The following is a 17866-nucleotide window of genomic DNA, read 5'->3' as shown; positions in this document are numbered from 1 at the left end:
TTCTCAATTCTCAATTGACAACGCCTTCTCCATTTTAACGTGCCCAATCCCCAGCTCCACGAAGGGCTCACTCACCGTCGTGTAGCCCTGCTTGTGGTAAAAGGCTTCAGCAGTCTGCCTGGCGTTGAGAACGATGCGGGTAAAGCCCTGAGTGGCGGCGAAGCTTTCGGCAAAGGCGACGAGCTTTGCGCCGAGGTGCTGTCCCTGCAGCGGCTGGGAAACAGCCACCTGGCGCATCTGGAGCGTGGCGCTGTCCTTTGGGATGAGCACCAGCACTGCGGCCAGCTCCGGGCCTTTGAAAATGCCGAGATGATAAGCATCTTTTTCGCCGCTCAGGTCCTCGTCATAGAGGCTCAGCCCCAGGGGCCTGCGCAGCAGGCTGTCCCGGAGGGCCAGCGCCTGATCATAATCCTCAGAGCCGTAGGCGATGATTTTTCGCAGAGTTAAATTTGAAAACATGGTGATCTCCTTTGATGATAAGGTGTTTTTATTATATCACAGCACCCGGGCAGTTCATAACGCAAAAATCAAAAAGCGGGCTGTGCGTTATGAGAATGGACTGAAACCCGCATGGGCAGAGGGGTTGCGGGTGTGAGAAAGTCATAACGCATATAACACACATAACCGGGCGCGTTTTTGGCTGGAGAGAAGCACCGAGGGTGTTGAAAGCATGAGAAGAAAATGGTATGATTTAAAGGTTAAAAAATGAAAACAGATTGAGGAAACAGGAATGGTTCGACTTTTAATTGACAGTATGTGTGATATGCCGGAGGCTTTTCAGAAGCATCCGAAGGTGGATATGATACCGCTCAATGTGATTGTGGAGGAGCGCGCCTACCGGGATAAGGTGGAGATAAATCTGGAGGAAATTCATGCCTATATGCGTCAGGGCATTATGCCCGGCACATCACAGGTGAGCCCCGGCGATTTTAAAAAACGTTTTGAGGCTTACGCCGAGGCAGGCGACGAGGTGCTGTACTTGGCGTTTACCTCCAAGCTGTCTGGCAGCTGCCAGACTGGGCGGATGATGCTGCGCGAGGTGCAGAAGGCCTACCCGGATTTCAGGTGTATTGTGGTGGACAGCCTGCAGAGCGGCGGCAGTGTCGGCCTCATCGCCATGGAGCTGATCCGCCTGCTGGACGCCGGTGCGGATCTGCCGCTGCTGGCGGACGCAGCGGAGAAGCTGAAAACCCATGCCCAGTTTTATTTTTCGGTACAGGATCTGAAGTGGCTGAACAAGGGCGGCCGTGTGTCTAAGGGGGTCGCTGTGGTGGGGGATTTCCTGAAAATCCGTCCAGTGGTCTATGTGGATCAGGGTGAGCTCAACATCATCGGCAAGGTGCGCGGCGATAAGAAGGCAGTGGCGGCGCTGGTGGAGAAGGTGCTTGACAAGATCGGTGACTACAGGGACCAGACCATTGGCATTGCCTATGCCGACCCCATGGAATGCCAGGAGCTTATTGTGTCACTGCAGAATAAGCTGAAGATGGCGGGGATGCCGGACACAGCGCCAGTGCCCATCGGCACCGTGCTGGCCGCGCACCTCGGCCTGCGGGGCATCGGCGCTTATTTCTGGGATGAACGGCCTGAGGTGATTTTGAGAGATTGCCTGTAGGGATTTTTTGTGAAGATGCGGCGCGGTCCGAGACTGCGCCTTTTATCCAGATAAGGAAAAAGGCTTTGTCTCTTGAGCCTAGCGGTACGGTCTGAAACGCGCCGTACCCTTTGGCGCAAGCCGCGAGCAAGTGCGACTGGCGCTCTCGGTGCTACTGCGAAGCGGTAGCAACCTAAGAGGGACCCAGACACGTCAAGGTTGTGGCGTAGCCCGAGACTGCGCCTTTTATCCAGATAAGAAAAAAGGACCAGGCGCTGTGGAAAACGGCTGGAAATCGTGCCGCTTGATCGGAACAGCCGGACACTGGTGAGATAAAAGGTTGGCTTTAGCGAGGAAGATATGGTTGTGAGGCGCAGTGGCCGCAGGCCGCTTTTTCCTTCCTTAGGTAAAAGGCTTCGTCTCTTTAGGTTCTGTCACGGTGGTGCGGCCGCAGGCCGCGTCCAATCAAATCTGTCAGGGCGGATATGCACTGCAATTCTCCATTCTCAATTTTCCATTCAAAAACATGCCCCTGGTTATGTGCGTTATACGCGTTATGACTTTTTCAGGGGCTCAAAGCTTTTATCCATGCGGGTTCTGGCCGTTTTTCATAACGCAGGCGGACTTTTTTGAAAATTGTGTTATGAAAGTTTGGGACTGAAACTTGGCAGTGCGTTACTGTGAAGAAGTATAAATTCTTAAAACTTTCTTAAATGTAAACGTCTTTTCATGGCGCGTCAAAAAAAAGATGTTTATTTTCTTAAAAAGCTTGCGTCAGCCCGCCCTGGCATGTATAATAGACAAGGTTGACTATCTGCGATGAGATGGGAAGTTGCTGTTACTAATTCAGGTAATTCCCATGGAGTATGTCACGATCACAGAATCGGACGACAACCCCTTGAAACCGGCTGTTTCAGGCCGCTTTTTTTAAAAGTTTTAGAATGAAACACCCGGCAGAGTTGACAAGGCGGTTGACGTACCTAAATGCTATTGCAAAAAACATACAAGGAGGTAAATTTAGGTATGGCAAAACAAAAAATTAGAATCAGACTCAAGGCTTTTGATCATCAGTTACTCGATCAATCAGCTGAAAAAATCGTTGAAACAGCAAAGAGAACAGGTGCGAGTGTTTCTGGCCCTATTCCGCTTCCGACTGACAAAGAAGTCATCACGATTTTAAGAGCGGTTCACAAGTACAAGGATTCCAGAGAACAGTTCGAAATGCGCACACACAAACGCCTGATCGACATCTTAAATCCGACACCGAAAACAGTAGACGCCTTAATGCGTTTGAATCTGCCAGCAGGCGTTGATATCGAAATTAAATTATAATTTTTAGTCAACCACACACAATATTATGATCGCGCGGCGATCCAATGATATAGGAGGAAAAAATTGAAAAAAGCAATTATCGGCAAGAAAATTGGTATGACTCAGATTTTCACAGAAAACGGTACGGTAATCCCGGTAACGGTTGTGGAAGCGGGTCCATGTGTAGTTGTCCAGAAGAAAAATATGGACGTTGACGGTTACGAAGCCATTCAGCTCGCTTACGGCGATGTGAAGGAAAAACGCGTAACCAAACCTTTAAAAGGTCATTATGACAAACACGGCGCCCCGTACAAAAAGGTCATCCGTGAATTTAAATTAGACGATTACGATGCTTTTGAAACAGGACAGGTCATCAAGGCGGACATGTTTGAAGCCGGTGACAAGGTTGATATCTCCGGTAAATCCAAAGGTAAGGGTTTCCAGGGCGTTATCAAGCGTCACGGCCAGTCCAGAGGACCGATGGCTCATGGTTCTAAGTACCACAGAAGCCCAGGCTCCATGGGTGCTTCTGCTTACCCGGCTCGCGTTATGAAGGGTAAGAACTTACCAGGTCAGATGGGGAATAAGAATGTCACTGCTTTAAATCTGGAAGTTGTTCAGGTTTCTGCAGAAGATAACATTCTGCTCATTAAGGGTGCTGTTCCCGGTCCTAGAGGCTCACTGGTTTCCATCAAAAGCAGCGTTAAAGCATAGAATATCTTAGCTTGAAAGGAGGAATTCAAATGCCAAAAATGGACATCTTAGATGTAAAAGGAAATGTCGTTGGTGACGTGGAACTCAGCGAAAGAGTTTTCGGAATCGAACCCAACGAACCGGTTGTACATGAAGTGGTCGTAGCACTGCTTGCAAATAAACGTCAGGGCACGAAAGGCACCTTAACCCGTTCCGAGGTCAGAGGCGGCGGCAGAAAGCCCTGGAGACAAAAAGGAACTGGCCGCGCACGTGCCGGCACAAGCCGTTCTCCCTTATGGGTTGGCGGCGGCGTGATCTTCGCTCCAAAATCCAGAGATTACAGCAAGAAGGTTAACAAAAAGGTTCGTAACCTGGCCATGCGTTCTGTTTTCTCAGCGAAGGCTCAGGACAATGAATTAAGAGTTTTGGATCAGCTGACAATGGATGCGCCGAAGACCAAGGAAATGGTCGGCATCTTAAGCGCCATCAACGCGCCGAAGGCTCTGATCGTAACCGCAGAAAAGGACGATACGGTTGTCCGCTCTGCAAACAACATCCAGAAAGTAGCGACCACAACGGTCAGCGAACTGAATGTTTATGACATGTTAAAATACGACGTTCTGGTCATGACCAAGGACGCTTTAGAAAAAATTGAGGAGGTATATGCATAATGAAGAATCCTCGCGATATTATCATTCGTCCGCTGATCACTGAAAAGAGCATGGATGATAGTGAATTCAACCGATATACTTTCGAAGTCGCTAAAAATGCGAACAAAATCGAAATCAAGAATGCCGTTGAAGAAATCTTCGATGTGAAGGTCGAAAAAGTTGCGACCATGAACATGAACGGTAAAATGAAGAGAATGGGCCGTTTCGAAGGCAGAAGAAAGAACTGGAAAAAAGCCATCGTTAAACTGACTGAAGACAGCAAGGCCATTGAATTCTTCGAAGGCGTATAAGCCTAAGACCCGATAAGCATTTAACACTACAGGAGGTTTGCGAATAATGGGTATTAAAAAATACAAACCGACGTCCCCTGGACGCAGAAATATGAGTGTCAATACATTTGACGAAGTAACCAAAAAAGAACCGGAAAAATCCTTACTGACGCCTTTAAAATCCAAAGCTGGTCGTAACAACTACGGTCGTATCACCGTAAGACACCAGGGCGGCGGCGTCAAGAGAAAATACAGAATCATTGACTTCAAGAGAAACAAAGACGGTGTACCGGGCAAGGTTGCCGGTATCGAATACGATCCGAACCGCAGCTCCAACATCGCGCTGATCCACTATGCGGATGGGGAAAAACGTTACATCATCGCGCCTTTAAAATTAAAGGTTGGCGACACCATCGTCTCTGGTCCTGAAGCAGAAATCACCATTGGCAACTGCCTGCCGCTGAAAAACATTCCTGTTGGTACACTGGTACACAACATTGAATTAAAAGCGGGCAAGGGCGGCCAGATGGTCCGTTCAGCCGGTGCTTCTGCCCAGCTGATGGCCAAGGAAGGCAACTACGCAACCCTGCGTCTGCCATCTGGTGAAATGCGCCAGGTGCGCCTGGAATGCCGCGCGACTGTCGGTACGGTTGGTAACTTAGACCATCAGAATGTCCGCATTGGTAAAGCGGGCCGTAAACGCCACATGGGCATCCGCCCAACGGTTCGTGGTTCTGTTATGAACCCGAACGACCATCCACACGGTGGTGGGGAAGGCCGTGCTCCGGTTGGCCGCTCTGGCCCAGTTACGCCTTGGGGTAAACCGGCACTTGGTTATAAGACACGTAAGAAGAATAAACCTTCCGATAAATATATCGTACGTCGTCGTAACGTGAAATAAGCATAGGAGGTTAAAATATGAGTCGATCTGTAAAAAAAGGACCTTACGTCAGCGAAAAGCTGCTTAAAAGAATCGAAGAAATGAACGAAAAAGGCGAAAAGAACGTGCTGAAGACCTGGTCAAGAAGCTCCACTTTATTCCCACAGATGGTTGGACACACCATCGCTGTTCATGACGGTAGAAAGCATGTGCCTGTATATGTCACTGAAGACATGGTGGGTCACAAACTCGGCGAGTTTGCGCCCACAAGAACCTACAGAGGCCATGCCGGCGAAAAGAAAACAAAAATGAAATAGCCAAAAGGAGGGTGCAAAGTGGAAGCAAGAGCTACAGCTAAATATGTACGTGTTTCATCCAGAAAGGCTAAATTAGTGGCTGATTTGATCAGAGGTAAAAGCCTCGGAGAAGCCTTAAGTATTTTGGCTTTAACACCGAACAAAGCCGCGAAAATCACTGAAAAAGTCGTAAAATCTGCCTTAGCAAACGCGGAAAATAACCATAACATGGATCCTGAAAAACTGTATATCGATCAGATCTACGCCGATCAGGGACCAACCTTAAAGAGATACAAAGCTGGCCCGCAGGGACGTGCTTTTCCAATTAAGAAGAGAACTTCCCACATCACAGCTGTTTTAAAAGAATACGAAGTACAGGAATAGGAGGAATCAGGTTTGGGTCAAAAAGTTAATGCACACGGCTTACGTGTGGGCGTGATTAAAGACTGGAATGCAAAATGGTATGCAAATGACAGAGATTTTGCGGATTGCTTAATTGAAGATCACGATATTCGTAAATACATCAAGGCCAGCCAATTCCAGGCGGGCATTTCCAAAATCGTTATCGAACGTTTCGGTAACAAGATTAAAATCCACATTCATACTGCTAAACCCGGCATGATCATCGGCAAGGGCGGTGCTGGTATTGAAGCGCTGAGATTAGAACTTGAAAAGATGACTGGCAAAACAGTCTTCATCAATATTGTAGAAGTCAAGAACATCGATATGGATGCTCAGTTGATCGCTGAAAACATTGCAGGCCAGTTAGAAAGAAGAATTTCTTTCCGTCGTGCAATGAAGCAGTGCATGCAGCGCACCATGCGCGCAGGCGCTAAGGGCATCAAAACCATGGTTGCCGGCCGTCTGAACGGTGCTGAAATGGCACGTACAGAAGGCTACGCTCAGGGGAATGTACCCATGCAGACCCTGCGTGCCAATATCGATTATGGTTTCGCTGAAGCCGACACAACCTATGGAAAATTAGGCATCAAGGTTTGGGTCAACAAAGGTGAAATCTTAACAGGACGTGAAAACATCTTAGCCGTCAGCGAGGAAGAAGATTCCAGAGGCAAAAGAAACAATAACCGTCGTAAAGCTCCCAGAAAAGAAGCAAACTAAGAGAGGAGGACATACAATATGTTAATGCCGAAACGTGTTAAACGTAGAAGAGTACATAGAGGTCGTATGAAAGGCCAGGCTACCCGCGGTAACAAAATCACCTACGGTGATTACGCGATCCAGGCCTTAGAGCCGGCATGGATCACAGCCAATCAGATTGAAGCTGCCCGTGTCGCCATGACCAGATATATTAAAAGAGGTGGTAAGGTTTGGATCAAGATTTTCCCGGACAAGCCAGTTACCGCCAAACCAGCTGAAACGCGTATGGGTTCCGGTAAAGGGGCTCCAGAATACTGGGTAGCCGTTGTTAAACCAGGCCGCGTGTTATTTGAAATCTCAGGTATTCCTGAAGATGTCGCAAGAGAAGCGATGCGTCTTGCTCAGCACAAGCTGCCGATCAAAACCAAGTTTATCACTCGTGCAGCACAGGAAGAAGTGGGTGAATAAGTATGAAAGCAAAAGAATTAAGAGAATTAACGAACGTAGAATTAGAAGGCAAGCTTGGAGATTTAAAGGAAGAATTATTCAACCTGCGTTTCCAGCACGCTACCGGACAATTAGAAAATCCGATGCGGATTAAGGAAGTAAAGAAAACTTACGCACGTATCAAGACGATTATGCAGGAACGCGCCGCAAAATCGGCTGAAGCGTAAAAACTGGAGGTTTAGCTGATGATGGAACGTAATGAAAGAAAAACCCGTGTTGGTCGCGTAGTCAGTGACAAAATGGACAAGACCATTGTCGTTGCTGTTGAAACTTTTGTAAAACATCCTCTTTACAAGAAAAGAGTTAAGAATACAGTTAAGTTTAAAGCACATGATGAAAATAACGAATGTGGCATTGGCGATACCGTTAAAATCATGGAAACAAGACCACTTAGTAAAGATAAACGCTGGAGATTAGTTGAAATAGTAGAAAAGGCATTATAAGATTTAGTGCCCGGAAGGAGGTATTTCGGATGATTCAACAAGAAAGTAGATTGAAAGTTGCTGATAATACCGGTGCAAAGGAATTGTTATGCATCCGAGTTCTCGGTGGTTCAGGAAGACGTTATGCCAACATTGGTGACGTGATTGTATGCGCTGTAAAAAGTGCTGCACCTGGCGGAGACGTTAAAAAAGGTGACGTTGTAAAAGCGGTTGTTGTTCGCTCAAAACGCGGTGTACGCCGTGATGACGGAAGCTATATCAAATTTGACCAGAACGCAGCTGTTTTGATAAAAGATGATAAAAATCCAAGAGGAACCCGTATCTTCGGACCTGTTGCGAGAGAGTTAAGAGACAAGAAGTATATGAAAATTGTATCTTTGGCTCCTGAAGTACTTTAATTAGGAGGTGACCATATGGCTAACAAGATGCATGTAAAAAAAGATGATATTGTCCAGGTAATTTCTGGTAAAGATAAAGGCAAAACCGGTAAGGTTTTAGCCGCTTTCCCTGACGAAGGAAAAGTACGTGTCGAAGGTGTCAACATTCTGACCAAGCATAAAAAACCATCCCAGGCAATGCAGCAGGGTGGCATTATCCGCGAAGAAGGCAAAATTGACGCTTCAAACGTATTGTTGAACTGTGATAAATGCGGCCGCGGCGTTCGTACCGGCGTACAGATTACAGAAGATGGTAAAAAAGTAAGAGTCTGCAAGAAATGCGGACAGGTTCTCGATAACTAATCTGGGGAAGGAGGCACATTATGGCTAGAATGCAAGATAAGTATCTCAACGAAGTCGTACCGGCTTTGAAAGAGAAATTTCAGTATAAAAATGTAATGGAAGTTCCTAAACTGGAAAAGGTTGTAATCAACATGGGTTTAGGGGACTGTAAAGATAATTCAAAGGCTTTGGAAGCTGCGGTTATTGACTTAGGCATCATCGCCGGTCAGAGACCGGTTGTAACCAAGGCTAAAAAGTCAGTTGCAAACTTTAAGGTAAGAGAAGGACAGAATGTCGGCGCTAAAGTGACCTTAAGAAGCGACAGAATGTACGAATTCTGCGACAAGCTGTTTAACATCGCTCTCCCTCGCGTAAGAGACTTCAGAGGTTTATCCAACAAGTCTTTTGACGGCAGAGGCAACTACGCATTCGGTATCAAGGAACAGTTAATCTTCCCTGAAATTGACTACGACAAGGTAGAACAGATCAGAGGGATGGACATTATGTTCGTAACCACGGCTAAAACTGACGAGGAAGCGCACGAACTGTTAAGCTTACTCGGCTTACCGTATGCTAAATAAGGAGGCTCGTTACAATGGCTAAAAAAGCAATGAAAGAAAAACAGCAGAAAAAACAAAAATATTCGTCACGTGAATACAACCGTTGTCGGATTTGCGGGAGACCACATGCTTACTTAAGAAAGTTTGGTATCTGCAGAATTTGTTTTAGAGAATTGGCTTATAAGGGAGAAATTCCTGGTGTTCGTAAAGCCAGCTGGTAAGTACGGCTTACACAAACGAAAAGGAGGCACTAAGCATGACAATGACTGATCCAATTGCAGATATGCTGACAAGAATCAGAAATGCAAACAATGCAGGTCACAAAACTGTAGAAATGCCGGCTTCCAAAGAAAAGAAAGCGATCGCTGAAATTCTTTTGGAAGAAGGTTATATCAATAAAGTAGATTTCATTGATGATGACAAACAGGGCATTATCAAAATCACACTTAAATACGGCGAAAACAAGAGCAAGGTTATTGCTGGTTTAAAGAGAATCTCTAAACCGGGCCTGCGTGTTTATGCTGGGAACAACGAAATCCCAAAAGTATTAAACGGACTGGGTGTAGCAATCATTTCTACATCTAAGGGCGTTTTAACCGATAAAGAAGCTAGAAGAGCCGGCGTAGGCGGCGAAGTAATCTGTTACGTCTGGTAACAAATTAACAGGAGGTATACGAAAATGTCAAGAATCGGTAAAGCTCCAGTTGCCATTCCCGCTGGTGTCGAAATCAAATTAGATGGACATACCTTAACTGTAAAAGGGCCTAAAGGTCAACTGGTTAGAGAGTTCCATCCTGATATGATTATCGAAATTGAAGAGAACGAAGTGATCGTTAAAAGACCATCTGAAAATAAAGAACACAAATCCTTACACGGCTTAACCCGTGCGCTGATCGCCAACATGGTAACTGGCGTCAGCAATGGATTTGAAAAAGTCCTTGAAATCAGTGGCGTTGGTTACAGAGCTGAAAAGAAAGGCAACAAACTGGTCATGAACCTTGGATATTCCCATCCTGTCGAAATGGAAGATCCAGAAGGCGTTGAGACCGTTTGTGATGGACAGACTAAAGTAATTGTCAAAGGCATCAGCAAGGAAGCCGTTGGCGCACACGCTGCCAATATCCGTGCAAAGAGATTGCCTGAACCTTACAAGGGACATGGTGTTAAGTACGCGGACGAACATATCCGTCGTAAAGTTGGTAAAACTGGTTAATCATTAACGGCTATGCCCGACAGGTAAGAAAAAGGAGTGAATCTGAATGATTAAAAAAATCAATAAAAACGAATTACGTTTGAGAAAACATTTAAGAGTCCGTAAAAAAATTGCCGGAACAAATGAAAGACCTCGTCTGAACGTATTCAGAAGCAATAAAAATATGTATGCACAGATCATTGATGATGCCAAAGGTATCACCCTGGTTTCTGCTTCCACCCTTGACAAAGATCTGAGAGATCAGGTTGAAAATGGTGGCGGAAAAGCCGCTGCGAAAATGGTCGGCGAAGCCATTGCCAAAAAAGCACTGGCAGCAGGCATTGAAGATGTCGTGTTTGACAGAGGCGGTTATATCTACACTGGAAGAGTAAAAGAATTAGCAGACGGCGCGCGTGAAGCCGGATTAAAATTCTAAGTAAAGGAGGTCGCTTGATGCAGAGTAATAAAATTGATCCGAACACATTGGATTTACAGGAAAGAGTTGTTACTATCAACCGTGTCACCAAGGTTGTAAAAGGTGGTCGTAACTTTAGATTCAGTTGTTTAGTGATTGTTGGAGACGGAAACGGCTATGTAGGTGTCGGCAAAGGGAAAGCAATGGAAATTCCAGACGCGATCCGCAAAGGCATTGAATCCGCTAAAAAATCATTAATCAAAGTACCACTTGTTGGAACAACCATTCCGCATTTAGTACAGGGCGAAGATGGCGCCGGCAAAGTGCTCTTAAAACCTGCCGGACCTGGTACCGGTGTTATCGCCGGCGGCGCTGTTCGTGCTGTATGCGAATTAGCAGGAATTAAAGATATCAGAACGAAATCTTTAGGAACTAATAATGCCCGCAATATGGTCAATGCTACAATGGAAGGGTTAGCACGTTTAACCACTCTTGAAGAAGTAGCAGCCAAACGCGGCAAAACACCTGAAGAAATTTTAGGTTAGGAGGCGTTCATCGTGGCGAAACAATTAAAAATCACACTTAAGAAAAGCATCATCGGTCGCAATCAGAGACAGCGTAAGACGATTGAAGCCCTGGGTCTTAAGAAAATCGGACAGACCGTTGTTCATGATGACACCCCTCAGATTCGCGGCATGATCCACAAAACAGATTTCATGCTCGACGTTGAAGAAGTATAGGAGGTGTACGATGAGATTACATACCTTAAGACCTGCAGAAGGCTCTAAGAAAGATACCAAGCGTAAAGGCCGCGGTACCGCAACCGGACAGGGTAAAACTGCCGGCAGAGGACAGGACGGCCAAAAATCACGTTCAGGCGGCGGCGTACGTCCGGGCTTTGAAGGTGGTCAGATGCCACTGGCGCGCAGACTGCCAAAACGTGGTTTCTCAAACTATCGTTTCAAGAAAGAATACGCCATCGTCAATGTTGGCGAATTAAACGCTTTTGAAGAAAATACTGTAGTAACACCTGAGTTATTATTAGAATATGGTTTCATTCGCAAATTAAAAGCTGGTGTAAAAATTTTGGGTGAAGGGGATTTGGAAAAAGCTTTAACCGTTAAAGCGAACAAAGTCAGCAAATCTGCTGAAGAAAAAATCCTTGCCCGAGGAGGAAAGGTAGAGGTGATTTAGATGATTTCTACTTTGAAGGATGCATGGAGAATTCCGGATTTACGACGCAAGATGATCTATACGATCGCGCTTTTGTTCGTCTATCGTCTGGGTTCTTTTATTCCCGTCCCTTACATTGACACCGCGCAGCTTGCGAACCTTGTTAATGATGGCGGAATTTTTGGATTGTTTAACATCATTTCCGGGGGGAACTTTGGTAATTTTACGATTTTTGCCATGAGCATCACCCCATACATCAATGCATCCATCATCATGAATCTTCTAGCATTTGCCATACCAGCATTAGAAAGATTACAAAAAGAAGGCGAAGAAGGACGTAAAAAAATTGCCCAGTACACCCGTTACTTAACCATTGTGCTGGCAATTATCCAAGCCTTGGGGATGAGTTTATCCTATGGTGGACTTTTAACCGAAAAGAATGCCTTTACCATTTTCGTTGTTGTGCTCTGTATTACAGCAGGAACAACCTTCCTGATGTTCTTAGGCGAACAGATCACAGAAAACGGCATCGGCAACGGGATTTCACTGATTATCTTTATCAGTATCATCTCCAGAATTCCAAATGCGATCGTACAGGTTTATCAATACGTACAGGTTGGAACCATGTCGATCGTCGCGGTTATTTTACTCGTCATCGGTATCATCATCGCAACGGTTGCCGTTGTGGCCGTTACCGAAGGGCAGCGTAAAATACCCGTGCAGTATGCAAAGAGAGTGGTCGGACGTAAAATGTACGGCGGACAGAGCACCCATATTCCGCTCCGCGTGAATATGGCAGGCGTTATCCCAATCATTTTTGCCAGTTCCTTAACCCTCTTCCCGGCAACTTTAGCACAGTTTTTCCCGAACTCCGGCTTCTCAGCCTGGATATCTAAATACTTTGCCTGGGGCGCACCGGTAACAACCATTATTTATATCGTTTTAATTGTAGCCTTCACCTATTTCTACACCGCTGTTACCTTCAATCCATTCGATATTGCAGATAACATCAAGAAACAGGGTGGTTATGTGCCCGGTATACGGCCAGGTAAGCCAACCGTTGAGTATTTATCCCGTATTATGAACCGTCTGACCCTTTTTGGTGGGATTTTCCTCGCGCTGATTGCGATCATTCCAATCATCATCGGAAATTTCATGGGCGGCGTCAGCTTACAGTTCGGTGGTACAAGCTTACTGATCATCGTCGGTGTTGCACTGGAAACAGTTAAACAAATCGAGTCAGAAATGACCATGCGGAATTATCAAGGATTTTTAAAATAGTAAAAACGGAGATAAGAAAATGAGAGTTGTATTATTAGGACCTCCGGGTGCTGGAAAAGGTACACAGGCAAAGGGCATCGCAGATGCCTATGCCATTCCTCATATTTCCACTGGAGATCTTTTCAGAGAAAATTTAAAAAATAAAACACCGCTCGGAGTCAAGGCACAGTCCTATATGGACGCCGGGAAACTGGTGCCGGACGAACTCGTCATCGCATTGGTAGAAGACCGGATCGAAAGAGACGATTGTAAAAATGGTTACCTGCTCGATGGTTTCCCAAGAACCGTCGCACAGGCAGAAGCACTGAAAGCATTTAACGAAAAAATGGGTCATCCCCTGGACTTCGCTGTGAACATTTCCGTTCCTTCAGACATCTTAGTTGACCGGATTACCGGCAGACGCAGCTGCCCAGCATGCGGCGCGACCTACCACATCCGCTACAACGCACCAAAGACCGAAGGCATCTGTGACAATGACGGCACAGCCTTAATCCAGAGAGATGACGATAAACCGGAAACGGTAAAAACCCGGATTGACGTATACGAAGAAGAATCCGCTCCTTTAGTAGGCTATTACGACAAGTTGGGTAAACTGGTTACCATAGACGGTACCCAGTCTCCTGCAGAGGTTGCAGAAGCTATCAAAGTTGCGCTTGGTGGTGCCCGGTAATATGATTACCATAAAATCACAAAACGAGGTTGAAGCGATGCGGCGCGCCGGCAGAATTGTCGCCGAGTGCCACGAGCTCATTCAATCAAAAATAAAACCGGGTATGACAACCCTGGATCTGGACCGGATCGCTGAAAAGTTTATCCGGGAACAGGGTGCGTACCCAACCTTCCTGGGTTACCAGGGCTTCCCAAATTCCATTTGTGCTTCCGTTAACGACGAGGTGGTTCACGGCATTCCCGGGAACCGCAAGTTAAAGGAAGGGGATATTATCGCCGTGGATCTCGGCGCGACGTTAGACGGTTATGTCGGCGACGCTGCCAGAACCCATGCGGTGGGTAAAATTTCCGAGGAAGCGCAAAGACTCATTGATGTGACCAGAGAGTCCTTCTTTAAAGGCATCGAGTATGCCAGAGAAGGTTACCGCCTGTCAGACATCTCCCATGCGATACAAGAAGTTGTGGAAGCAAACGGGTTCTCAGTGGTAAGGGACTATGTGGGACATGGCATCGGACGCGAAATGCACGAAGATCCGCCCATTCCAAACTACGGTAAACCCGGTCACGGGCCTAGACTGCGCCAGGGAATGTGCCTTGCCATCGAGCCGATGGTCGATGCGGGGACTTACAACGTAAAACTTTTAGCGAACGACTGGACCGTTGTGACTGCGGATGGTTCCTTATCCGCTCACTATGAAAATACAATTTACATTACAGGCAAAGAAGCGCCTGAGATACTCACGATGCTTTAAGGGTAATGAAGATGGATGATTTAAAAGTGGGACAGATTGTCCGGCCATTAGCCGGACGGGATAAAGGCCAGGTCATGGTTGTCTACGAGATTCTGGATCAGAACTACGTAACGATCTGTGATGGAAAGCTTAGAAAAGTAAGTAACCCCAAAAAGAAAAAGGTCAGGCACCTGGCAAAGACAAACCAGATCGTCACAATATTGCATGAGAAATTGAAAAACGGTGATAAAGTAAACAATGCCGAAATCAGAAAATGTCTTGAACCATTTTTAGGCGAGATTGATGACGGTAAAAGTGAGGAGGTTTGATCAATGGGCAAAAAAGACGTGATTGAAGTCGAAGGTAAAGTCATTGAGGCTTTACCAAATACGATTTTTTTAGTAGAATTAGAGAATGGGCATCAGATAACGGCGCATATTTCAGGAAAATTAAGAATGAACTACATTCGGATTTTACCTGGAGACAAAGTTATGTTAGAATTGTCCCCATATGATTTGACCCGTGGGCGTATCGTATGGCGGGGAAAAGGCAGATCATAAAGGAGGAAACAAACAATGAAAGTAAGACCATCAGTAAAACCGATTTGCGAAAAATGCAAAATCATTAAGAGAAACGGTCGTGTAATGGTAATTTGTGAAAATCCTAAACACAAACAGAAACAGGGTTAATAGAACCCTTTGGACTAAAACAAGCGTGCGGCCGCGGCAATTAATCCGCACGCATGATATAGAGGCACAGGTCTGATTGCATAACCCACAAGGGGCCTGTCGAACATGGGACTAGGAAAAATAAGCAAGGAATCCGGGGTTCCAGGTCATCATATACATGACCAATAAAATTTAGGAGGTACTAACCATATGGCAAGAATTGCCGGCGTCGATTTACCCAGAGATAAAAGGGTAGAAGTAGGCTTAACCTACATTTATGGAATTGGTCGTCCCACTTCCAATAAGATTTTAAAAGAGTTAAACATTAACCCTGATACCAGAGTTAAAGACTTAACCGAAAATGAAGTTAACGCATTAAGAAACATTCTCGATGAAAAATACACCGTAGAAGGTGATTTGCGTCGTGAAGTTAATTTAAATATTAAACGACTGATCGAAATTGGTTCATACAGAGGTTTAAGACACCGCAGAGGTTTACCTGTCCGTGGACAGAAAACCAAAACCAATGCCCGCACCCGCAAAGGTCCGAAGAAAACAGTCGGAAGAAAGAGCAAATAGGAGGTTGAATCATGGCTAAGAAAGTTATCCGTTCTAAGAAAAGAAAAATCAAAAAGAATATTGAACGCGGCCAGGCCCACATTCAATCTTCATTCAATAACACCATTGTGACCATCACTGACACTGCAGGAAACGCCTTATCTTGGGCAAGTGCTGGAGAATTAGGTTTCAGAGGTTCCAGAAAAAGCACACCTTTCGCAGCTCAGATGGCTGCTGAACAGGCTGCAAAGCTTGCAATGGAACACGGTTTAAAGAGTGTTGAAGTAATGGTCAAAGGACCAGGTTCAGGTCGTGAAGCAGCGATTCGTGCCTTACAGGCAGCGGGCCTTGAAATTACCCTCATCCGAGACGTAACCCCAATCCCGCACAATGGCTGTCGTCCGCCTAAACGCAGAAGAGTCTAATAGGAGGTGTAAAGAATAGTATGGCAAGATATACAGAAGCATCATGCCGTCAGTGCAGACGTGAAGGCATGAAATTATACTTAAAGGGTGAAAGATGTTATTCTACAAACAAATGCGCGTTTGAAAGAAGACCGACACCACCAGGACAGCATGGTAAAAGACGTACAAAATTATCTGAATACGGCTTACAGTTACGTGAAAAACAGAAAGTTAAAAGAATCTATGGCGTTCTGGAAAAACAGTTCGCACATTACTTTGATTTAGCTGAAAAACAGAAGGGGATTACCGGTTCTAACCTGTTAGAAATCCTGGAAACCCGTTTGGACAACGTTGTTTACCGTCTTGGCTTAGCAACATCCAGAAAAGAAGCCCGCCAGCTCGTACAGCACGCCCATTTCCTGGTTAACGGCAAAAAGGTCAACGTACCTTCTTACCTGATCAAGGAAGGCGATACCATCGAAGTAAAGGCAAAAAGCAAAAAATCACCTAAATTTAAAGAAATTCTTGAAGCAACTGAAAACAGAGCTGTCGCTCCTTGGTTATCAGCAGATTTAGATACTTTAAGCGGAAAAGTTATCGGAAGACCGACAAGAGAAGATATTGATGTTGAAATTGCTGAACATCTAATCGTCGAATTGTATTCTAAATAATAGGATAAAATGACAATGAGACATTCGCCGGCGCTCTGCGCCGGTATGCGTAACCCTCACGTTATGGAACTGAAAAATTTAAATTTAGGAGGGTCAAGATTAAATGATCGAATTTGAAAAACCAATTATCGAAATCGTTGAAAAATCAGAAGATGAAACCTACGGCAAGTTTGTCGTCGAACCCTTGGAAAGAGGTTATGGTACAACCTTAGGCAACAGCTTAAGACGGATCATGCTCTCCTCCCTCCCGGGCGTTGCCGTCACTTCCGTTAAAATAGACGGTGTTCTTCATGAGTTCTCAACCATTCCCGGCGTACGGGAAGATGTTGTGGAAATCCTGCTGAACATGAAAGGTTTGGCTGCTGAAATTTTTTCAGATGAACCGAAGACCGTCCGTATCGAAGCAGAAGGCGAAGGCGAGATCACCGCTGGTGATATTATTACCGACGCTGATGTGGAAATCTTAAATCCCGACATGCACATCGCAACCCTCGCAAAAGGCGCAACCCTGAACATGGAAATGCGTCTGGAAAAGGGCCGCGGCTATGTCGCTTCTGATAAAAATAAATACCCGGGTATGCCGATCGGTACCTTACCGGTTGACTCCATTTTCTCACCAATCCGTAAGGTCAACTTTCTGGTGGAAAATACCCGTGTCGGTCAGATAACCGATTTTGACAAGCTGACTCTGGAAGTGTGGACCGATGGGACCACTACACCCGAAGAAGCCCTGTCATTATCAGCAAAAGTACTGAATGAACATTTGAATCTTTTCATTGATTTAACCGACCATGCAAACAGTGTCGAAATCATGGTTGAAAAAGAAGAGAATGAAAAAGAACGTATCCGTGAAATGTCCATCGAAGAGCTGGAATTATCCGTGCGTTCAAGCAATTGCCTGAGAAGGGCAAATATTGATACCGTTGAAAAATTAACTCAGAAAACCGAAGAGGATATGATCAAAGTGCGTAACCTTGGCCGTAAATCCTTAAATGAAATCAAGCACAAGCTGGCTGAAATCGGGTTATCTCTGAGTCAAGAAGACGAAAAGACAAAGGAGTGA

At 45.6% G+C, this 17866-nt stretch carries 33 protein-coding genes; 32 read left to right on the top strand and 1 reads right to left on the bottom strand.

Annotated elements, in window-relative coordinates:
* Positions 1 to 3 precede the first annotated feature (3 nt).
* Positions 4 to 459: a GNAT family N-acetyltransferase gene (locus tag CPZ25_RS10435; RefSeq protein WP_058693413.1), complete on the bottom strand. Its 456-nt coding sequence runs from the start codon at positions 457 to 459 to the stop codon at positions 4 to 6.
* A 271-nt stretch (positions 460 to 730) separates the two neighbouring features.
* Here CPZ25_RS10435 and CPZ25_RS10430 point away from each other — a divergent pair, with 271 nt between their 5' ends.
* The 32 genes from CPZ25_RS10430 (at position 731) to CPZ25_RS10275 (ending at position 17866) form a co-directional block, all read left to right on the top strand.
* On the top strand, positions 731 to 1615 hold the full coding sequence (locus CPZ25_RS10430; protein ID WP_096918657.1) for a DegV family protein: 885 nt from the start codon (positions 731 to 733) through the stop codon (positions 1613 to 1615).
* A gap of 1002 nt (positions 1616 to 2617) precedes the next feature.
* On the top strand, positions 2618 to 2926 hold the full coding sequence (gene rpsJ, locus CPZ25_RS10425) for a 30S ribosomal protein S10 (RefSeq protein ID WP_058693416.1): 309 nt from the start codon (positions 2618 to 2620) through the stop codon (positions 2924 to 2926).
* Positions 2927 to 2989: 63 nt separating this feature from the next.
* Entirely contained in the window at positions 2990 to 3619 is a 630-nt protein-coding gene (rplC, locus tag CPZ25_RS10420) for a 50S ribosomal protein L3 (RefSeq protein WP_058693417.1), read from the top strand.
* Between the two features lie 29 nt (positions 3620 to 3648).
* A complete protein-coding gene (gene rplD / locus CPZ25_RS10415) occupies positions 3649 to 4269 on the top strand; it encodes a 50S ribosomal protein L4 (RefSeq protein WP_058693418.1) in 621 nt (206 codons plus the stop codon).
* On the top strand, positions 4269 to 4559 hold the full coding sequence (rplW, locus tag CPZ25_RS10410) for a 50S ribosomal protein L23 (protein ID WP_013382284.1): 291 nt from the start codon (positions 4269 to 4271) through the stop codon (positions 4557 to 4559). The genes rplD and rplW overlap by 1 nt, the downstream gene beginning before the upstream one ends.
* Positions 4560 to 4605: 46 nt before the next feature.
* Complete coding sequence (gene rplB / locus CPZ25_RS10405; RefSeq protein ID WP_058693419.1) at positions 4606 to 5439, top strand: 50S ribosomal protein L2; 834 nt, start codon at positions 4606 to 4608, stop codon at positions 5437 to 5439.
* A gap of 17 nt (positions 5440 to 5456) precedes the next feature.
* Positions 5457 to 5735 (top strand): 30S ribosomal protein S19, encoded by a 279-nt coding sequence (rpsS, locus tag CPZ25_RS10400; RefSeq protein ID WP_013382282.1) that lies wholly within the window; start codon positions 5457 to 5459, stop codon positions 5733 to 5735.
* An 18-nt stretch (positions 5736 to 5753) separates the two neighbouring features.
* Positions 5754 to 6098, top strand: coding sequence for a 50S ribosomal protein L22 (rplV, locus tag CPZ25_RS10395; protein ID WP_013382281.1), 345 nt, complete (start codon positions 5754 to 5756; stop codon positions 6096 to 6098).
* Positions 6099 to 6110: 12 nt separating this feature from the next.
* Positions 6111 to 6833 carry a 30S ribosomal protein S3 gene (rpsC, locus tag CPZ25_RS10390; protein ID WP_038354268.1) on the top strand — a complete coding sequence of 241 codons (723 nt, stop codon included), beginning with the start codon at positions 6111 to 6113 and terminating at the stop codon, positions 6831 to 6833.
* Between the two features lie 18 nt (positions 6834 to 6851).
* The gene (rplP, locus tag CPZ25_RS10385) at positions 6852 to 7280 is read left to right on the top strand and encodes a 50S ribosomal protein L16 (protein ID WP_013382279.1); all 429 of its coding nucleotides are present in this window, start codon (positions 6852 to 6854) and stop codon (positions 7278 to 7280) included.
* A gap of 2 nt (positions 7281 to 7282) precedes the next feature.
* Positions 7283 to 7486, top strand: coding sequence for a 50S ribosomal protein L29 (gene rpmC / locus CPZ25_RS10380; RefSeq protein WP_058693420.1), 204 nt, complete (start codon positions 7283 to 7285; stop codon positions 7484 to 7486).
* Between the two features lie 18 nt (positions 7487 to 7504).
* The gene (rpsQ, locus tag CPZ25_RS10375) at positions 7505 to 7762 is read left to right on the top strand and encodes a 30S ribosomal protein S17 (RefSeq protein ID WP_058693421.1); all 258 of its coding nucleotides are present in this window, start codon (positions 7505 to 7507) and stop codon (positions 7760 to 7762) included.
* A 29-nt stretch (positions 7763 to 7791) separates the two neighbouring features.
* A complete protein-coding gene (gene rplN / locus CPZ25_RS10370; RefSeq protein WP_013382276.1) occupies positions 7792 to 8160 on the top strand; it encodes a 50S ribosomal protein L14 in 369 nt (122 codons plus the stop codon).
* A 15-nt stretch (positions 8161 to 8175) separates the two neighbouring features.
* Positions 8176 to 8502, top strand: coding sequence for a 50S ribosomal protein L24 (rplX, locus tag CPZ25_RS10365; RefSeq protein WP_013382275.1), 327 nt, complete (start codon positions 8176 to 8178; stop codon positions 8500 to 8502).
* Positions 8503 to 8522: 20 nt separating this feature from the next.
* Positions 8523 to 9062 carry a 50S ribosomal protein L5 gene (gene rplE / locus CPZ25_RS10360; RefSeq protein WP_013382274.1) on the top strand — a complete coding sequence of 180 codons (540 nt, stop codon included), beginning with the start codon at positions 8523 to 8525 and terminating at the stop codon, positions 9060 to 9062.
* 14 nt (positions 9063 to 9076) lie between these two features.
* Positions 9077 to 9262 (top strand): type Z 30S ribosomal protein S14, encoded by a 186-nt coding sequence (locus tag CPZ25_RS10355; RefSeq protein ID WP_013382273.1) that lies wholly within the window; start codon positions 9077 to 9079, stop codon positions 9260 to 9262.
* A 35-nt stretch (positions 9263 to 9297) separates the two neighbouring features.
* Positions 9298 to 9696 carry a 30S ribosomal protein S8 gene (gene rpsH, locus CPZ25_RS10350; RefSeq protein WP_013382272.1) on the top strand — a complete coding sequence of 133 codons (399 nt, stop codon included), beginning with the start codon at positions 9298 to 9300 and terminating at the stop codon, positions 9694 to 9696.
* 24 nt (positions 9697 to 9720) lie between these two features.
* Complete coding sequence (rplF, locus tag CPZ25_RS10345; protein ID WP_058693422.1) at positions 9721 to 10254, top strand: 50S ribosomal protein L6; 534 nt, start codon at positions 9721 to 9723, stop codon at positions 10252 to 10254.
* Positions 10255 to 10300: 46 nt separating this feature from the next.
* The gene (gene rplR / locus CPZ25_RS10340; protein ID WP_058693423.1) at positions 10301 to 10669 is read left to right on the top strand and encodes a 50S ribosomal protein L18; all 369 of its coding nucleotides are present in this window, start codon (positions 10301 to 10303) and stop codon (positions 10667 to 10669) included.
* A gap of 17 nt (positions 10670 to 10686) precedes the next feature.
* Positions 10687 to 11193 carry a 30S ribosomal protein S5 gene (rpsE, locus tag CPZ25_RS10335; protein WP_038354266.1) on the top strand — a complete coding sequence of 169 codons (507 nt, stop codon included), beginning with the start codon at positions 10687 to 10689 and terminating at the stop codon, positions 11191 to 11193.
* A gap of 12 nt (positions 11194 to 11205) precedes the next feature.
* Complete coding sequence (gene rpmD / locus CPZ25_RS10330; RefSeq protein ID WP_013382268.1) at positions 11206 to 11388, top strand: 50S ribosomal protein L30; 183 nt, start codon at positions 11206 to 11208, stop codon at positions 11386 to 11388.
* Between the two features lie 10 nt (positions 11389 to 11398).
* Positions 11399 to 11842, top strand: coding sequence for a 50S ribosomal protein L15 (rplO, locus tag CPZ25_RS10325; protein ID WP_013382267.1), 444 nt, complete (start codon positions 11399 to 11401; stop codon positions 11840 to 11842).
* The gene (secY, locus tag CPZ25_RS10320) at positions 11843 to 13102 is read left to right on the top strand and encodes a preprotein translocase subunit SecY (RefSeq protein ID WP_058693424.1); all 1260 of its coding nucleotides are present in this window, start codon (positions 11843 to 11845) and stop codon (positions 13100 to 13102) included.
* Positions 13103 to 13121: 19 nt separating this feature from the next.
* A complete protein-coding gene (locus CPZ25_RS10315; protein ID WP_058693425.1) occupies positions 13122 to 13772 on the top strand; it encodes an adenylate kinase in 651 nt (216 codons plus the stop codon).
* 1 nt (position 13773) lies between these two features.
* A complete protein-coding gene (map, locus tag CPZ25_RS10310; protein ID WP_074618088.1) occupies positions 13774 to 14523 on the top strand; it encodes a type I methionyl aminopeptidase in 750 nt (249 codons plus the stop codon).
* 11 nt (positions 14524 to 14534) lie between these two features.
* The gene (locus CPZ25_RS10305) at positions 14535 to 14831 is read left to right on the top strand and encodes a KOW domain-containing RNA-binding protein (RefSeq protein ID WP_038354277.1); all 297 of its coding nucleotides are present in this window, start codon (positions 14535 to 14537) and stop codon (positions 14829 to 14831) included.
* Positions 14832 to 14834: 3 nt separating this feature from the next.
* A complete protein-coding gene (gene infA, locus CPZ25_RS10300; protein WP_013382262.1) occupies positions 14835 to 15062 on the top strand; it encodes a translation initiation factor IF-1 in 228 nt (75 codons plus the stop codon).
* Between the two features lie 15 nt (positions 15063 to 15077).
* A complete protein-coding gene (gene rpmJ, locus CPZ25_RS10295; protein ID WP_013382261.1) occupies positions 15078 to 15191 on the top strand; it encodes a 50S ribosomal protein L36 in 114 nt (37 codons plus the stop codon).
* A 189-nt stretch (positions 15192 to 15380) separates the two neighbouring features.
* On the top strand, positions 15381 to 15749 hold the full coding sequence (gene rpsM, locus CPZ25_RS10290; RefSeq protein ID WP_013382260.1) for a 30S ribosomal protein S13: 369 nt from the start codon (positions 15381 to 15383) through the stop codon (positions 15747 to 15749).
* 11 nt (positions 15750 to 15760) lie between these two features.
* Complete coding sequence (gene rpsK, locus CPZ25_RS10285; RefSeq protein ID WP_013382259.1) at positions 15761 to 16153, top strand: 30S ribosomal protein S11; 393 nt, start codon at positions 15761 to 15763, stop codon at positions 16151 to 16153.
* A 20-nt stretch (positions 16154 to 16173) separates the two neighbouring features.
* Entirely contained in the window at positions 16174 to 16803 is a 630-nt protein-coding gene (rpsD, locus tag CPZ25_RS10280; protein WP_058693427.1) for a 30S ribosomal protein S4, read from the top strand.
* A gap of 103 nt (positions 16804 to 16906) precedes the next feature.
* Positions 16907 to 17866 (top strand): DNA-directed RNA polymerase subunit alpha, encoded by a 960-nt coding sequence (locus CPZ25_RS10275; protein ID WP_013382257.1) that lies wholly within the window; start codon positions 16907 to 16909, stop codon positions 17864 to 17866.

Origin of the sequence: Eubacterium maltosivorans (assembly GCF_002441855.2) — a bacterium.
Classification (GTDB): Bacteria; Bacillota; Clostridia; order Eubacteriales; family Eubacteriaceae; genus Eubacterium; species Eubacterium maltosivorans.
This window is presented reverse-complemented; position numbering and strand designations above follow the sequence as displayed.

Excerpts from the sequence above, each read along its gene's own strand:
- rplO (WP_013382267.1), top strand. The coding sequence starts at position 11,399 with ATGAGATTACATACCTTAAGACCTGCAGAAGGCTCTAAGAAAGATACC.
- rpmC (WP_058693420.1), top strand. The coding sequence starts at position 7,283 with ATGAAAGCAAAAGAATTAAGAGAATTAACGAACGTAGAATTAGAAGGC.
- secY (WP_058693424.1), top strand. The coding sequence starts at position 11,843 with ATGATTTCTACTTTGAAGGATGCATGGAGAATTCCGGATTTACGACGC.
- rpsM (WP_013382260.1), top strand. The coding sequence starts at position 15,381 with ATGGCAAGAATTGCCGGCGTCGATTTACCCAGAGATAAAAGGGTAGAA.
- rplN (WP_013382276.1), top strand. The coding sequence starts at position 7,792 with ATGATTCAACAAGAAAGTAGATTGAAAGTTGCTGATAATACCGGTGCA.
- rpsE (WP_038354266.1), top strand. The coding sequence starts at position 10,687 with ATGCAGAGTAATAAAATTGATCCGAACACATTGGATTTACAGGAAAGA.
- rplX (WP_013382275.1), top strand. The coding sequence starts at position 8,176 with ATGGCTAACAAGATGCATGTAAAAAAAGATGATATTGTCCAGGTAATT.
- rplF (WP_058693422.1), top strand. The coding sequence starts at position 9,721 with ATGTCAAGAATCGGTAAAGCTCCAGTTGCCATTCCCGCTGGTGTCGAA.
- infA (WP_013382262.1), top strand. The coding sequence starts at position 14,835 with ATGGGCAAAAAAGACGTGATTGAAGTCGAAGGTAAAGTCATTGAGGCT.
- rpsQ (WP_058693421.1), top strand. The coding sequence starts at position 7,505 with ATGATGGAACGTAATGAAAGAAAAACCCGTGTTGGTCGCGTAGTCAGT.
- CPZ25_RS10275 (WP_013382257.1), top strand. The coding sequence starts at position 16,907 with ATGATCGAATTTGAAAAACCAATTATCGAAATCGTTGAAAAATCAGAA.
- rplD (WP_058693418.1), top strand. The coding sequence starts at position 3,649 with ATGCCAAAAATGGACATCTTAGATGTAAAAGGAAATGTCGTTGGTGAC.
- CPZ25_RS10355 (WP_013382273.1), top strand. The coding sequence starts at position 9,077 with ATGGCTAAAAAAGCAATGAAAGAAAAACAGCAGAAAAAACAAAAATAT.
- CPZ25_RS10435 (WP_058693413.1), bottom strand. The coding sequence starts at position 459 with ATGTTTTCAAATTTAACTCTGCGAAAAATCATCGCCTACGGCTCTGAG.
- map (WP_074618088.1), top strand. The coding sequence starts at position 13,774 with ATGATTACCATAAAATCACAAAACGAGGTTGAAGCGATGCGGCGCGCC.
- CPZ25_RS10315 (WP_058693425.1), top strand. The coding sequence starts at position 13,122 with ATGAGAGTTGTATTATTAGGACCTCCGGGTGCTGGAAAAGGTACACAG.
- rpsK (WP_013382259.1), top strand. The coding sequence starts at position 15,761 with ATGGCTAAGAAAGTTATCCGTTCTAAGAAAAGAAAAATCAAAAAGAAT.
- rpsS (WP_013382282.1), top strand. The coding sequence starts at position 5,457 with ATGAGTCGATCTGTAAAAAAAGGACCTTACGTCAGCGAAAAGCTGCTT.
- rpsH (WP_013382272.1), top strand. The coding sequence starts at position 9,298 with ATGACAATGACTGATCCAATTGCAGATATGCTGACAAGAATCAGAAAT.
- rpmJ (WP_013382261.1), top strand. The coding sequence starts at position 15,078 with ATGAAAGTAAGACCATCAGTAAAACCGATTTGCGAAAAATGCAAAATC.
- CPZ25_RS10430 (WP_096918657.1), top strand. The coding sequence starts at position 731 with ATGGTTCGACTTTTAATTGACAGTATGTGTGATATGCCGGAGGCTTTT.
- rplR (WP_058693423.1), top strand. The coding sequence starts at position 10,301 with ATGATTAAAAAAATCAATAAAAACGAATTACGTTTGAGAAAACATTTA.
- rplE (WP_013382274.1), top strand. The coding sequence starts at position 8,523 with ATGGCTAGAATGCAAGATAAGTATCTCAACGAAGTCGTACCGGCTTTG.
- rplW (WP_013382284.1), top strand. The coding sequence starts at position 4,269 with ATGAAGAATCCTCGCGATATTATCATTCGTCCGCTGATCACTGAAAAG.
- rplB (WP_058693419.1), top strand. The coding sequence starts at position 4,606 with ATGGGTATTAAAAAATACAAACCGACGTCCCCTGGACGCAGAAATATG.
- CPZ25_RS10305 (WP_038354277.1), top strand. The coding sequence starts at position 14,535 with ATGGATGATTTAAAAGTGGGACAGATTGTCCGGCCATTAGCCGGACGG.
- rpsD (WP_058693427.1), top strand. The coding sequence starts at position 16,174 with ATGGCAAGATATACAGAAGCATCATGCCGTCAGTGCAGACGTGAAGGC.
- rplP (WP_013382279.1), top strand. The coding sequence starts at position 6,852 with ATGTTAATGCCGAAACGTGTTAAACGTAGAAGAGTACATAGAGGTCGT.
- rpsJ (WP_058693416.1), top strand. The coding sequence starts at position 2,618 with ATGGCAAAACAAAAAATTAGAATCAGACTCAAGGCTTTTGATCATCAG.